Origin of the sequence: Kribbella albertanoniae, assembly GCF_004348455.1 — a bacterium.
Taxonomy (GTDB): Bacteria; Actinomycetota; Actinomycetes; order Propionibacteriales; family Kribbellaceae; genus Kribbella; species Kribbella albertanoniae.
Genome location: NZ_SMKA01000259.1, coordinates 1 through 13,726 on the forward strand (window position 1 = coordinate 1; position 13,726 = coordinate 13,726).

9 protein-coding genes are annotated in these 13,726 nt (G+C 67.0%); 4 read left to right on the forward strand and 5 right to left on the reverse strand.

Annotated elements, in window-relative coordinates; all coding sequences use genetic code 11:
• Positions 1-1,193: 1,193 nt before the first annotated feature.
• The 3 genes from E1261_RS36110 to E1261_RS36120 are packed head-to-tail and all read right to left on the reverse strand — an operon-like array spanning position 1,194 to position 4,300.
• A complete protein-coding gene (locus E1261_RS36110) occupies positions 1,194-2,483 on the reverse strand; it encodes an ABC transporter substrate-binding protein (protein ID WP_132414229.1) in 1,290 nt (429 codons plus the stop codon).
• A gap of 10 nt (positions 2,484-2,493) precedes the next feature.
• A complete protein-coding gene (locus E1261_RS36115; RefSeq protein WP_238176642.1) occupies positions 2,494-3,363 on the reverse strand; it encodes a carbohydrate ABC transporter permease in 870 nt (289 codons plus the stop codon).
• Complete coding sequence (locus E1261_RS36120; RefSeq protein WP_202875338.1) at positions 3,344-4,300, reverse strand: carbohydrate ABC transporter permease; 957 nt, start codon at positions 4,298-4,300, stop codon at positions 3,344-3,346. Before E1261_RS36120 ends, E1261_RS36115 begins: the two co-directional genes overlap by 20 nt.
• Before the next feature lie 126 nt (positions 4,301-4,426).
• Between E1261_RS36120 and E1261_RS36125 the strand changes: the two genes are divergently transcribed.
• Both E1261_RS36125 and E1261_RS36130 read left to right on the forward strand, forming a co-directional pair.
• The gene (locus E1261_RS36125; protein WP_238176643.1) at positions 4,427-5,473 is read left to right on the forward strand and encodes a LacI family DNA-binding transcriptional regulator; all 1,047 of its coding nucleotides are present in this window, start codon (positions 4,427-4,429) and stop codon (positions 5,471-5,473) included.
• Positions 5,474-5,502: 29 nt separating this feature from the next.
• Positions 5,503-6,246 carry an alpha/beta fold hydrolase gene (locus E1261_RS36130; RefSeq protein WP_132414230.1) on the forward strand — a complete coding sequence of 248 codons (744 nt, stop codon included), beginning with the start codon at positions 5,503-5,505 and terminating at the stop codon, positions 6,244-6,246.
• Here E1261_RS36130 and E1261_RS46125 read toward each other — a convergent pair.
• Positions 6,227-10,156 (reverse strand): glycosyl hydrolase family 18 protein, encoded by a 3,930-nt coding sequence (locus tag E1261_RS46125; RefSeq protein ID WP_202875342.1) that lies wholly within the window; start codon positions 10,154-10,156, stop codon positions 6,227-6,229. The genes E1261_RS36130 and E1261_RS46125 overlap by 20 nt on opposite strands.
• Positions 10,157-10,346: 190 nt before the next feature.
• On the reverse strand, positions 10,347-11,042 hold the full coding sequence (locus tag E1261_RS36140) for an SH3 domain-containing protein (RefSeq protein WP_132414231.1): 696 nt from the start codon (positions 11,040-11,042) through the stop codon (positions 10,347-10,349).
• A gap of 159 nt (positions 11,043-11,201) precedes the next feature.
• Here E1261_RS36140 and E1261_RS36145 point away from each other — a divergent pair, with 159 nt between their 5' ends.
• Positions 11,202-11,846: an NBR1-Ig-like domain-containing protein gene (locus E1261_RS36145; protein WP_238176644.1), complete on the forward strand. Its 645-nt coding sequence runs from the start codon at positions 11,202-11,204 to the stop codon at positions 11,844-11,846.
• Between the two features lie 98 nt (positions 11,847-11,944).
• Positions 11,945-13,726, forward strand: a 1,782-nt coding sequence (locus E1261_RS36150) for an alpha/beta fold hydrolase (RefSeq protein WP_132414233.1), incomplete at its 3' end; no start/stop codon positions are given.

Here is a 13,726-nt window from a genome sequence, read left to right on the forward strand (position 1 = left end):
GGGTATACCCATCCGATGGTGGGTTGGCGAACCGGAATGGCGTCGGGAAGCACCCCCCAAAGCGTGGCCGCGGGCGTGTGGCGTCGGTACAGCTGGGGTTGCCTGTCGAGTTGGGGGGTTGCCCACTGAAAATTTCGATGGGCAACCCCCCAGCTGGAGGGATATCCCCGCAGCTGGCCCTCCGGCTGTGGCGCTCACGCGGAAAATGAGGGGATCTCCGCCCGGATTGCTGGTTCTCCCCTCGTTATTCGAGCGGAGAACCAGGGCATTGAACGGATATCCGCTTGTTCTGTCCGCTGTTCAGGTGATCGCCGTCCTGCCCGCCACAACGTCCGAAGATCCGGAGACCACGCCCTCGGATCCTTCGGACGTTAGCCCCGCGCAACGTTTAACGTCCGAAGATCCGGAGACCACGCCCTCGGATCCTTCGGACGTTGCGGGTACGGCGCTCTGCGGCCCCGCATGCAGGTGGGCCGGGTGGTACTGCGGTCACCTGGTGGGGGCCTCGGACATCTGGTCGGGTGTCCGGGGGCCCGAGTAGGTGTACGTGGTTCGGCGGTTCGGCTGGTTGGTGCGCGGGTTGGGGAGTTCTACCGGTCGTTTTCGGGGGGTAGGACTCCCCAGCCGCTTGGACAACCCGTACAGCACCCCGGCCAGCCCGATCCGCCTCGAACCACCGCGGCGGGTCAGCTGACAGGCCTCGTCGTTGTCGGCGGCAACCAAAGCCCGTCAGCCCCAGGCCTCGTTCACCTCTGCCCGCCGACCCAACCATCCCGCCCAGCCCAAGACCTGCCCAGCCACACCTCTCCCAGCCACACCTCTCCCAGCCACACCTCTTCTGTAACGCCGGCCGCAGCGGCGAGCAACCACCGCCGTACGAGACCGGCCGCATCCGAGTGCACCGCCACCGAGGCCGCCGTACAAGAAACCCACACATCCAGCACTGGCTGGCAGCCACATTCCGCACAGCAACCAGAGCCCGGTAACCCCAGGCGGCGCGGAGCCGCGGTCGCGCTGGCCCGACCCCGGACCCGAGATCGCGGTCCGGCGCCACCTTGAGCATCCACCAACCACCTGCGCCGTGGCAGAACGGTCGAACCGTGCACAAGGTCGCCTGGCCGGCTCACCTTGAGCACCGATCAACCACGGGGCGGGGGCGCGGATGGTTGATCGGTGCTCAACGTCGTACCGGGTTAGCCGCCGGACTTGATGAGGGCGTTGATCTTTTCGATGTACGACGGGAGGTTGGTGATGGGCTTCTTGCCGCTGAGGATGGGTTGGTACTCGGCGGTGGTGAGGTCGCCTACCTGCTGGGCCCATTGGGTGGTGAAGCGGACGCCGACCGTCTTTTCGGCGGCCAGGTCGGCCTTGACGGTGTCGACGACTGTGGTCTGCTGGGCCTTGGTGAGGGCGTCGAAGTAGCTGGCCTGCGCGGGCGTGTAGGCCGGGGGTGCGACCGGTGACTCCGGGAGGACTGCGTCCCAGACCTTGGTGTTGATGTATTGGAGCACCTTGAAGGTTGCGTCCTGGTCCTTCGTGTACTGCGGCGTGCAGATGCCGACCGAGTCGTACAAGGTGGCCGGGGTGGTCACCTGGGGGAACGGGGCGAAGCCGTACTTCACCTTCGGCTTGTCGACCTGGAACCCGGCCGCCAGCCACTGTCCGCCGAACATCATCGGCACCTTGCCGGCCGCGAACAGCGACTGGGCGTTCGAGGCGTCGTACCCGGGTGGTGCGACCGAGCCGTTCTTGACCGCGTCCGTCAGCTTCTGCACGCCTTCCGTGTACTTGGCGTCGGCCTCGGCCTTGGTCGGGTGGTTCACGTTGTCGGTGAAGGGTGCGCCACCCGCGGAGACGGCGTACATGCTCATCGTGAAGGGGCCGTCCGGTCCGGTGAGTTGATCGGCGACGAGCCCGTACTTCGCTCCGTTCTTGCCGGTGAGCTTCGTGGCGGCGGCGTACATCTCGTCCCAGGTCCAGCCGTCCTTCGGGATCTGCAGGCCGGCCGCGGTGAACGCGTCGGCGTTGTACCAGAGGCCGTAGGTGTTCATCAGCGACGGTAGTCCGCCCATCTGGCCGTCGGCGGTCTTCCAGTTCTCGATCGCGGAGCCGACGAACTTGTCCGGGCCGAAGTCGCCGGTGAGCTTGCTCGTCCAGTCGACCAGCAGGCCTTGCTGGGTGTACTGCTGCTCGGTGTCGTTACCGCACCAGAACAGGTCCGGCAGCTTCTTCGCCTGGGTCAGCGACGACAGCTTGTCGCCGTACTGACCGCTTGGGGTGTCGAGCAGTTCGACCTTGATGTTCGGGTCCACGAAAGAAGCCAGCGCCTTCTTGATGACGGCGTTGGTCTGGGTCGACTCCCACGTCATCACGGTGACGGTGACCGGCCCGTCGCTCGAACCGGAGTCCGAGCCGCCGCAGGCCGACAGCGTCAGCAACCCGGCGCAGGCCAGCGCGGCCGCACCGATGAGCTTGGTGTTCACAGGTTGTCCCTCATTTCTGGGTGGTGCTGCCGAGCGAGCCGAGGCCCTGGATGAAGTAGCGCTGCGCGACGAAGAAGAGGATCAGCGGTGGCAGCATGTAGAGCAGGTTGGTGGCCATGTAGTAGCTCCAGTCCGGCGTCTTGCCGGCGAACGGCGAGATGAACGCGGCCATCCCGACCGACAACGGCCACTTGCCGGACGAGTAGAGGTAGACCAGCGGGTTCAGGTAGTCGTTCCAGGAGGCCTGGAAGGCGAGGATCGCCATCGTGATCCAGGCCGGCCGGGTCAGCGGCAGCATCACCTGGGTGAAGATCCGCAGGTGCCCGGCGCCGTCGATCTTGGCGGCCTCGTCGATCGAGTACGGGATGGCGAGGAAGTACTGGCGGGCCAGGAAGATGAACAGCGGGTTCCCGCCCAGGAAGGCCGGGACGATCAGCGGCAGCCAGGTGTCGTACCAGCCGATGCTCTTGTACAGCTGGAAGAGCGGGATCAGTCCGACCACGCCGGGCAGCAGCATGCTGCCGACGAACAGGTAGAACCAGACCTTGCGCCCAGGGAAGCGCAACCGGGCCAGCGCATAGCCGGCCATCATCGCGGTCATCACGCCGCCGAGCACACTGAGTGCGGTGATGATCGTCGAGTTGAGCAGCAGCCGCGGGAAGTGGATCGCCTGCGGTCCGTCGATGAAGTTGCGCCAGGTCCATTCGCGCGGCAGCAATCGCGGCGGGATCTCGAAGACGGCCGACCCGCTCTTCAGGCCGATGGTGATCATCCACAACAGCGGCACGATCATGACGGCTGCAACGAACAGAGCAGTCACGTACCAGGCCGTCGTACCGATCAAACGGCGTGGCCGGCGGTCAGTCGGGAGTGTTGTCACTGTAGGTCCAAAGGGAGGTGAACTTCGCGGCCAGGGCGATGACGGCGATGATGATCACGAACAGCACCCAGACCTGCGCCGACGCGTAGCCGAGCTGGGGAATCCGGCCGAGGTTGGGGAAGCCGTTGTTGTAGATCGACAGCATCAGCACGCTGGTGCTGAAGCCGGGACCGCCGTTCGTCAGGATCTTGGGCTGGTTGAAGGTCTGCAGGGCAGCGGTGGTCTGCAGGATCACCTGCAGCAGGATGATCGGGCTGATCGTCGGCACCGTGATCCGGACGAACGCCGACCACGGCCCGGCACCGTCGACCTTGGCTGCTTCGTACAGCTCGGTCGGGACGGCTTGCAGCGCGGCCAGGAAGATGATCATCGTGCCGCCGACGCCCCACAACATCATCAGTACGACGGAGGGCATCGCCATCGTCGGGCTCTGCAGCCACAGGCTGGTCGGCAGGCCGAGACGATCGAGGACGGTGTTCAGCAGGCCGACCTGGGGGTTCAGGATGAACTTCCAGAGCGTGATGGTGGCTACCGCAGGTAGGACGACCGGCAGGTAGGCCAGCGTCCGGAGCAGGCTCACACCGCGGAAGCGCTGGTTGCAGAACATCGCCAGTGCGAGGCCGAGGATGAGTGAGAGCGGCACGTACAGGACCACCAGGTACCCGGTTGCGCGCAGGGCCGGCCAGAAGGCCGGGTCGGTTGTGAAGAGACGGCGGAAGTTGCCGAGTCCAACGAAGACCGGCTCGGCCAGGCCGTTGTACTTCGTCAGTGCCAGATAGAAGGAGCGGATCAGCGGGTAGCCGACGAAGACCGCGAACCCGATGATCGCCGGTGCGATGAACAGGTACGCCGCCAGGGTGTCGGAACCGGCGCTGCGGCTCAGCCCGCCGCGGCTGCGGGTGTTGCCACGTTGGAACGGACGGCTCAGCCGGGTCACCCGGCCTCCCGCGTCATCGGTGTTCTCGATTCATCCGATCTCCAGGGTCGAGGATGCTGGACGGTAACGTTTCCAAGTTTTAGTGTGGAGTGGACGATGCCGTGCCGCCAAAAGGAAGTCAACCCCGTGCCCGAAACGTTTCCAAACACCCCCGAGGCCGCTCGGCCGACGATGATCGACGTGGCCCGGCGGGCGGGGGTCGGGCTCGGGACGGTGTCGCGGGTGGTGAACGGCGGGCACGGTGTTCGCGAAGAGACCGCGCAGCGGGTCCGGACGGCGATCGACCAGCTCGGCTTCCAGCGCAACGAGGTCGCCCGCGCGCTGCGGCCGGGGAAGAAGTCGTCCAGTCTCGCGCTGGTGCTCGGCGACCTGACCAACCCGTTCTACGCGACGATCGCCAAGGCCGCGCTCGAGGTGGCCGGGCAGTCCGGGTTCGCCGTCGTACTGGGCAGTGTGGACGAGGATCCGGAGGGGGAGAAGCGGGCGATCCGGGAGCTGGTCAGCCGCCAGGTCGCCGGGCTGATGATCGTGCCGGACCAGGGTGATCACGCGTTCCTGGCGGGCGCTGGTGTTCCGGTTGTGTTCGTGGACCGGCCGGCGACCGGGATCGAGGCCGACATCGTGATGGTCGACAACGAGGGTGGCGGGCGGTTGGCCACCGAGCACCTGCTCAACCAGGGCCATGAGCGGATCGCGATTCTGCTGGCGCCGTCGTACTACACGACCGGACGGCGGCTGCGCGGATTCCGGCGGGCGCACCGGACTGCCGGCCTGGAGGTGGACGAATCGCTTGTGGTGCAGTTGCCCGAGGGAAATGCCGAGTCCGCGGAGAAGGCGACGCGCGAGCTGATGCTGCGGCCCGATCCGCCGACCGCGATCTTCGCGTCGACCAACTTCCTGACCGAAGGTGTCTTGCGGGCGCTCGGTGAGCTCGGCCGCGAGCCCGCGGTGGTCGGCTTCGACGACTTCCGGCTCGCCGACATGTTGCCGACACCGGTCACTGTGGTCGCGTCGGACATCGCCGAGCTCGGCCGCAGCGCGGCGCGATTGCTGCTGGACCGAGCCGCGGGCACGGACCGTCGGCCGCCGCAGCGCATCGTGCTGCCGTGCGCGTTGATCCAGCGCGGGTCGGGGGAGCGGCCGCCGTCTGCTGCGAAGAGAAAGGCGCGCTGACTGTCCCCGGCGGTGGCTACTGTTGTTGTGTGTACTACGAATCCTTCGGCAGCGGCCGCCCGATCGTCTTCCTGCCCGGCTGGGGCGGCAACAACGGCGAGGACCAAGCCACCCATGAACCGGTCTTCGCCACCCGCTCCGGCTGGCGCCGCATCTACATCGACCCACCCGGCACCAACCATCGCCGAGGCGATCCGTCGATCACGGACCAGGACGGGATGCTCGATGCCATTGCGGCAGATATCGGCGAGGTTGTCGGCAGCAACCAGTACGCCGTCGCAGGCACCTCGGCAGGTGGTTTGCATGCACGAGGGCTGATCAAGCGCGACCCCGCACGGATCCTCGGCCTGCTGCTTCGGGTGCCCGGCGTGATTGCCGACCACACCCACCGCACGCTGCCGACGGATGAGTATCTGCAGCGAACATCGGCCTACGCCGCCGCCTGGCAGGCCAAGCAGGACAACTTCTACGACCCCGCCGAGCAGTCGGCCGACCTGGAATTCCTCGGGCGGATCCAGAGCGACCCGACGACTTACGGCTTGCGGAAGGACCCGGCTGCGCTCTTCGTTCGGCCGACGCTGATCGTGACCGGGCGGCAGGACACCGTCACCGGATACGACGACGCGTGGGATCTGCTCATCGACTACCCGACCGCGACGTACGCCGTACTGGATCAGGAGGGGCACGACCTACCAGCACGGCGACCAGCGCTGTACCACGCACTGGTCGCCGACTGGCTGGATCGGATGGAGGCTAGCTGGCCGGACCGATGAGCTTCCAGGGCTCGTGGTCAGGGTCCGGGCCGGTGCCCGGGATGTTGTTCTGGGTCCACCACTTGGCTTTCCAGACCTTGCCGTTGTACTTGACCGTGGTTTGCTCGATCGTCTGGGTGGTCGGGTCGTAGACCTTGGTCGAATCCCAGTTCCCGGCACTACAGCCGCCGGCCGGTGGCGTCGCCGTACCGAGTCCCTTGAGGTTGTCGGTCACCGGCGAGTACGGCGTACCGGCGATCGACAGGCTGGTATTCACCGGACCGGTGATCGGGAGGTAGTAGATGATCGGCAGATCGAGGGTCTTCCCGGCCGGAATGATCTGGCAGTAGTCCAGCGTCGTCGTGACCCGGTGGAACGTCGTACCGGCCGTGAGTTTCCACTGCCCGCCCTGGTCACCGGTCTGCCAGTTGAAGTCCTTGACCAGCGGCGACGTCGAGGCCGGGATGTCGAACGCCAGCTTGGTGTCCTTACCGCCACCGAGCGTGCGGCCGGTGTTGTTGGTGATCCGGACCGTCGGCTGCAGCGGCCACAGGTTCGCGGTCGTGGTCGGGTAGTTGACCATGTCCACGCTGATGTTCGCGGTCACCGTCGGCGCGATGCCGGTGCTGCCGGTACGGCGGTTGTTGTCAGAGGCACCGGCATTGCCCAGCTTCTCGTTCAGCCGGGTGGTCAGCGTGTAGCCCATGCCGCACGGGCTCTGCGCAGTGACGACCGCCGGGCAGGCGAAGTCGCCGCCGAGCTCCCACATCATCACGCCACCGGCGCCGGTGGCCTTCACGAGATCCGTGACTGCGTCGATGCCCTGCTCGTCCTCGGTGGACAGGAACACCTTCTTGTCGGCGTTCCACAGCCAGGATGTTTTGGTGGTGTCGTCCCAGTGCCGGGTGTAAGACCCGGTCAACCGGTCCGCGGGGTCGGCCGGGTCGAGGCCGACGTTCGGCGCGTACCTGGGGAGGATGTTCTTCTCCAGGTTCTTGGTGTGCCACAAGGGGTTCGTGCCCGAGCCCAACTCGCCCCCGTTGGCGGTGTTGTCGTGCCAGATGTTGTCGATGCCGACCGCGCCGTCACCACAGGGACGCTTGATCCCGGTGCCCGGTTCACAGCCGTCCGGCTTGGCCGACTTGCCCCACAGGCCGTTGGTGCCGCCGGTGACGTTCTTCCAGCCGCGCGTGTAGTACGGCACGCCGATGTTCACTCGCCCGGCCTGCAACGCGCCGCGCATGTACTTCATCGCCCAGTTCGTGTTGAAGTAGCCGATGCCGCCGTACTCCGGGGTGGCGTAGTTCTCCGCGAGTTCCGGGTCCTTGCCGTCGTCGAACAACGCGGCGTTCGGACCGACGACGTCGTTCCAGGTGCCGTGGAAGTCGTAGGACATCAGGTTGGTGAAGTCCTGGTAGTCCAGGTTGGTCTGGTTGGCCATCCCGCGCACCAGGTATCCGGACGCCGACGACGCCGAGGTGAGCAGGTAGTACTTGTTGTCGGCAACCGACGCCCGGTTCAGCGCATCGCGCAGCGTCTTCATCAACGCGGTGTAGGCAGTCGGCAGGCCCTTGCGGCGCGGGTTGGCCACACTCCAGTCATTCGGATTGCCGGTGTCGTCGAGGACGGTCGGGTACTCGAAGTCGATGTCGAGCCCGTCGAACCCGTAGGTGCGCAGGAAGTCGACCGACGAGGCCGCGAACGTGTCGATCCCGGCCTGGTTGACACTGCCGTCGGCGTTCGTGGTCATCGCGTAGAAACCGCCCGACCCGGCCCAGCCGCCGACCGAGATCAGGGTCTTCACCCGCGGATGCAGGCGCTTGTACTTCGTGAGCAGGTTGAAGTGACCCTTGTACGGCAACGACGGATCCATCTCGGCGCCGAACTTGCCGGGCCACTCCATCCCGGTCGCCGCGTTGTCAACGGCAATGGCGTTGTTCTGCACGGAGGCGAACGCATAGTTGAGATGCGTGACATTCGACCACGGGATGTTCTTCACCAAGTAGTGCGGCGTCCCGTCGGCCCCCGTCCGGCCTCCGTTGAAGTAGGCAACAACCCGGCGGTCCCGGCCCTGACCGAGCCACTCCCGGCCGTCACCCTGGTAGATCTTGCAGTACGGCGTCGCCACGCCCGGCGTGGTTGCCAGACCATCCGGCCGGCAGTCGCCGCTCGGTGCCGGGCGCGTGCCGCCGTCGTCACCGCCCGGGTGTGCCTCCATCGGGTCGCCGACCCCACCGTTGGCACCGGCCGCGGCCTCGCTCGGCAGCAGCCAGCCGTCGACCCCCTTGGAGTTCGTGTTGTAGAGCAGGAAGTCCGAGACCTTGTCAGCGTCGAGGTCGCCGAAGTCACCGACAGTGCCACCGAACGCGGCGCCGGAGCGGATCGTGCCGAGCGACTTCCACGGGTCGGCCGCGGCGGTCATCTTGCTGGCGGTCTCGGTCCAGCCCGTGCCCAGGTTCTGCCAGGCGTCCACGTCACCGGTCATGTACCGGACGACGACCACATCGGCCCGGCCGTCACCGTTGATGTCGGGGTAGGAGACCGATCCGGTCGGGCCTTCCGCGGGGTGCGTGAAGCCCTCGATCTTGTCCCAGTCGCCGGGCTTCGGCAGCCCGGTGGTCTTGGTGTTCTCCCAGGCGGTCAGGAAGTTGAGTCGGTCGGGGATGATCAGGTCGTCGTCACGGTCGCCGTCGAGATCGGCGAACACCGGGATTCCGACGTACCCGAGGTCGTTGGCGACGATGACCGGGGTGCCCCAGCGGACGGTCTGGCCGCTGGACTCGTTACGCCAGACCCGCATCGCCGGGAATCCGGTGCCGGAGTCGGCCGCGGTCATGAAGTTGACCATGTCGTCCTTGCCGTCACCGTCGAGATCGCCGAAGTACGCGGTCTTCGGGGTCTGCTTGGCGCTGGCCGGTGACGTGTCGCCGTGCGGCAGCCAGATCCGCCGGCCGTCGATTCCGCAGCCGTGGTTGGTCCAGGTGTAGAGCCGGCCGTTGACGGAGACCGCGCGGTCCACGTCGAGATCGCCGTCGACGTCCATGAAGCGGGTCTGCGCGCCGTCGGCGGCGTGCACGATCTGGCCGAGCGGGGCCCAGCCGCCGCCCGGCTCGGTCTCGCCGGTGGGCTCGCGGCAGATGCCGGTCGCCGAGGAGGCGTTGCGGAGGTAGCTCGGCAGGTACCGCTCGAGCGTGTCCAGCATGCCGGCCAGCGCGTCACCGGCGGTCGTGCCGCCGAAGAAGGCTTCGACGGTCCGGACGAACCGGACGATCGAGGCGCTGGTCGCCTTGTACCAGATCAGCGCCTCGGCCGTGCCGGCCCAGGCGATCGCGAACGTCGTCAGGCCGGCCGCGATGGACTTCGCCATCGTGTTGGCCCACTCGTCGGCATCTCCCAGTTTGCCGTCGGCCCACTGGGTCAGCGCGCCGTTCACGAACTCGCCGATGAACCCGCCGACGCCGGCGCAGACGGTCGCCGGACCACCGGCGTACACGCAGGCCGCGCCGGCTCCGACGCCGACCAGGATGGAACCCGCGACGATCAGCGCGCCCTGCCACCAGGTCGCGTCCACCTCGACATCGGGCGCCTTGATGACGATCGTGGCGATCGTGCCCTCGACCTTGGTCTCGGCGTCGAACTCGACGTACCGGAGCGTCGGCATCACGTCCTGGAGCTGGCCCTTGGTCCGCTCCTCCAGCACCTTGCTGAGCTTCTTGCCGCTGGCCCGGATCTCGTCGAACTGCTGGACGTAGTGCGCGGCCAGCGCCGGGTCCGCGAAGTCGTGCCGGACGACGTGGTCCTCGGCGGCCGGCGCGGCCTGGGCGGGCTGGATGCCGGTGCTGGCCAGCAGCACGGCGATCGCCGAGACGATGGCGATCAGGTAAACCGTTGGGTTACAACGATAGAAACTTCGGGAGCGCGGTGTGCTCATCGCGAAATCTTTCTGCTGGGGCGGTGGAAACGCTTCCATGAGAGCGTTTTCACGCACGGTACAGAAAGTTCCGCCTCAGGGCTATGAGAGGAAACGCTATCCGTGACCGAGTTAACACGGTCCGCTGGATTTGAGCGTTCGAAAGCCCCCGGACCCCCAGGGCGGCAGGTGTCCGAGGGCTCTCGTGAGGTCAGAAGTTCGGCCAGGCCCAGCCGAGGTAGTTCGAGAAGTAGGGCAGCTTCGCGAGGCCGATCTTGCCGCCGACGCTGGTGGCCCAGAAGTAGCCGTCGCCACGGGCGACACCGACATGCCCGTACGGCGCGGCCAGGTCCCAGAACACCAACGCACCCTTCGGCGGGTTGAGGTCACCACGGTGGGCGACACCACGGGCGACGGCGTCGTTCCAGTCCGCCTTGGCCGACTCCCAGATCCCCGTCTTGCCGTACGAGTTCTCGGCAGCCATCTCGCAGTACCCCTGGAAGGCGGTCGAACCGTTGCGAGCGGCGTACCAGGCGATGGCCTTGTCGGCCCGCGGGTTGTTCGTGCAGAGCGGGGCGACCAGGCCGGTGCTGCCGGTGTTCACGTAGGAGTCGGAGATGAAGCCCTTGCCGGGGATGTGGTCCCAGATCAGGCTGCGGCCGAACTTGCCGGTCACGGGCTCGCCGTAGATCTGGCAGTCGATCTCGACCGTGCCGTTCGGCTGGGTGCCGACCGAGCCGAAACTGAGCGCGTTGCCGGACCGGATCGTCACGCCGGAGCCGCTGTCGGTGACCACGGTTCCGGTGGCGGCGTGGGCGGGCAGGGTCCCGGCGCCGAGCAGGGCGCCGGCGCTGAGCAGGGTGAGGGCGGACAAGCGGGCAGTGATGCGTAAGAGGGCGGTACGCATGGGGTTTGTCCTTTTCGATCGATGTAACCCGAGATGTCGCTGACTTTCAGACAACCAGAGGGTTACGGTGTTGTCGCAGTGGGCAACGTCTGCCGACTGGGTGCTTCTGGGGAGTGCAGCGTGAGGCCAGCGCAGGCTCGCTTTGTGATCGGTTGCCGGATGCGCGAGCTCCGAGAGGCTGCCGGTGTGCCGCTGACCCGCGCCGCGGTGATGTCCGGCTGGGACAAGGGCCACCTGTCCCGGGTGGAGCGTGGGCACACCAAGCCCAGTCGCGAGCTGATCGAGTGGTACGACGCCTCGTTCGGAGCGCGGCAGGCGCTCGTCAACCAGCTGACGGAGCTGGACGCCGCCGTACGGGCTGGTCGGGACACGTCGCTGCGAGACATGCGGCGGCACGTCCAGCCGGTGTCACTGGGCGGGTCCGTGCCGGCTGACCACCACGCGGAGGACCGGGCGGAGCTGGCGGGGGAGACGGTGCCGGACGGGACCCAGGTGCGTCGGGACGAGACCTTCGAGAAGACCTGGCAGATCCGCAACAGCGGTGAGCGGCCCTGGCGCGACCGGTGGCTGACCCGGCAGGGCGCTCCCGGCACTCCGGGCTGGCTGCGGTCGCCGGCGCGTGAGCGAGTGCCGGATGCGGAGCCGGGGGAGGTGGTGGTCGTGACGATGCAGTTGCAGGCGCCGTCCCAGGTCGGCGCGTCCACGGCGTACTTCAAAATCACTGATGATGCCGGGCGTTTGTACTACCCGGGTCTGGAGTCGCCGCCGATGTACTGCACGATCTTCACTGTCTATGACCTATAGGGATTGCCCTTGTACTGACTTCAGTAGCTGGTCCTCGCCTGTTCGTCCGGCATACGTTGCTGTTTTCCTGCAACCCCGCCCGGCCTACAGGAGTAGCAGTGTTGAAACTTCGCAAGATCGCAATGGCCTTGGCAGTGGCGCTTTTCGTGCCGCAGCTGGCCGTCAGCCCGGCCACGGCGGCACGCCCGGGTCCCGTGGATCCGCCGGTGCCGTCCATCCCGCAGCGGTACCTGGACCAGCCGATCACCTGGTCGGTCTGCTCGTTCGACGCTGCGGTCAAGAAGGCGTACCCGCAGGCGCCGACCACGAACTGCGCCAAGGTGAAGGTGCCGATGGACTGGGCACACCCGGACGCGCACCCCGACGTAGAGGTCGCCATCGCCTACAGCAAGGCCACCGGGAAGTCGAAGGGGCTGATGGCCTCCAATCCTGGTGGGCCTGGTGGTGCCGGCCTGAACCTGTCGGCCTATCTCGGGGTCGACAAGCCGCAGCTGTTCAGTGACTTCGACCTGCTCGGCTTTGACCCGCGCGGCTTCGGCGCCAGTACGCGGCTGCAGTGCCTGACCACGGCCGAGAAGCTGGCCGCGCTGCCGACGACCCCGGACTTCAAGGAGCGCACCCGGCAGACCCACAAGGTCGAGGTGGCCGAGGCTGCTCTGCAGGCTGAGGCCTGTTCGGCAACCGAGTTCGGCCAGTTCGTCAGCAGTCAGCAGACCGTCTACGACATGGACTTCCTGCGCGCGCTGTTCAAGGCCCGCCAGCTGAACTTCATCGGCTACAGCTACGGCACCTGGCTCGGTGGCTGGTACGCCGACACCTACCCGCAGCGCGTCGGCCGGTTCGTGATCGACTCGAACATGGACTGGACCCACACCCAGTGGGAGAACGTGAACTTCGACCCGTTCTCCGGCCAGCGCCGCCGCGACACCCAGCTGTTCCCGTGGATCGCCCGGCACGCCGACCAGATCCAGGGGCTCGGATCCACGTCCCGCCAGGTCACCGCGTCGTACGACCGGATCCGCGCTGATTTGGTCAAGCTGGTCAAGGCCGGTACGTCGAAGGTCCGTGGTGACGATCTGGACGGCACGATCTACAGCGTCAGCTACGGCAACGTCCGCTTCATCCGCGGCACCCTCGACATCTTGGTGCACGACGAGTACACCAAGGACCCGTCGGCTTCCGGCGCGGTCGAACTGCGGCACGTCGACAAGGCGTGGGCGCGGCTGGCCCCCGAACTGCAGGCCTTCGACACCCTCGCCAACATCCGCGCCCGGTACGACGTCGCCCCGGCAGCATCGGCCGCCGTAGCCGCTGCTGTCCGCACCGACTCGGCGCGCTCCATCCTCGCCGATGCTCGGGAGGCAGCCGCCCGCTCGACCTCGGGTGACGCCGTGGTCAACCTCGGCTCCATCGGTACGACGGTCCGCTGCAACGACACCGCCTGGAACCACAACCCGAAGTTCTATCTCACCGAGGCCGACAAGATGGCCCGCAAGTACAGCTTCTTCGGCTACATGGTCGGCGTACCGATGTGCGCCTTCTGGAAGCACAAGCCCCAGGACCGCAAGCTGGACCTGACCGGCTCCCCGCGCCTCCTGATGGTCCAGGGCGAACTCGACCCGGCCACGGCGTACGAGGGCGCCCTCCGCACCCACCGCGACACCACCAAGGCCACCCGCTTCGTAGCCATCGACGACGAAGGCCAGCACGGCCAGTACATCGGCTCCGCCTCCGCCTGCGCCGAAGCCATCGGCGACACCTTCGTCTTCACCGGCGAACTCCCAGCCCACAACAAGATCTGCGGCACCACACCCCTCCCCGCCGACCTCACCGTCTACCCGGTAAACGGCCCGGTCAACGGCAACCCCGTACACCTCCCC

Bases quoted from the DNA above. Each gene is read 5' to 3' on its own strand.
- E1261_RS46125 (WP_202875342.1), bottom strand. From the start codon at position 10,156: ATGAGCACACCGCGCTCCCGAAGTTTCTATCGTTGTAACCCAACGGTT.
- E1261_RS36140 (WP_132414231.1), bottom strand. From the start codon at position 11,042: ATGCGTACCGCCCTCTTACGCATCACTGCCCGCTTGTCCGCCCTCACC.
- E1261_RS36145 (WP_238176644.1), top strand. From the start codon at position 11,202: ATGCGCGAGCTCCGAGAGGCTGCCGGTGTGCCGCTGACCCGCGCCGCG.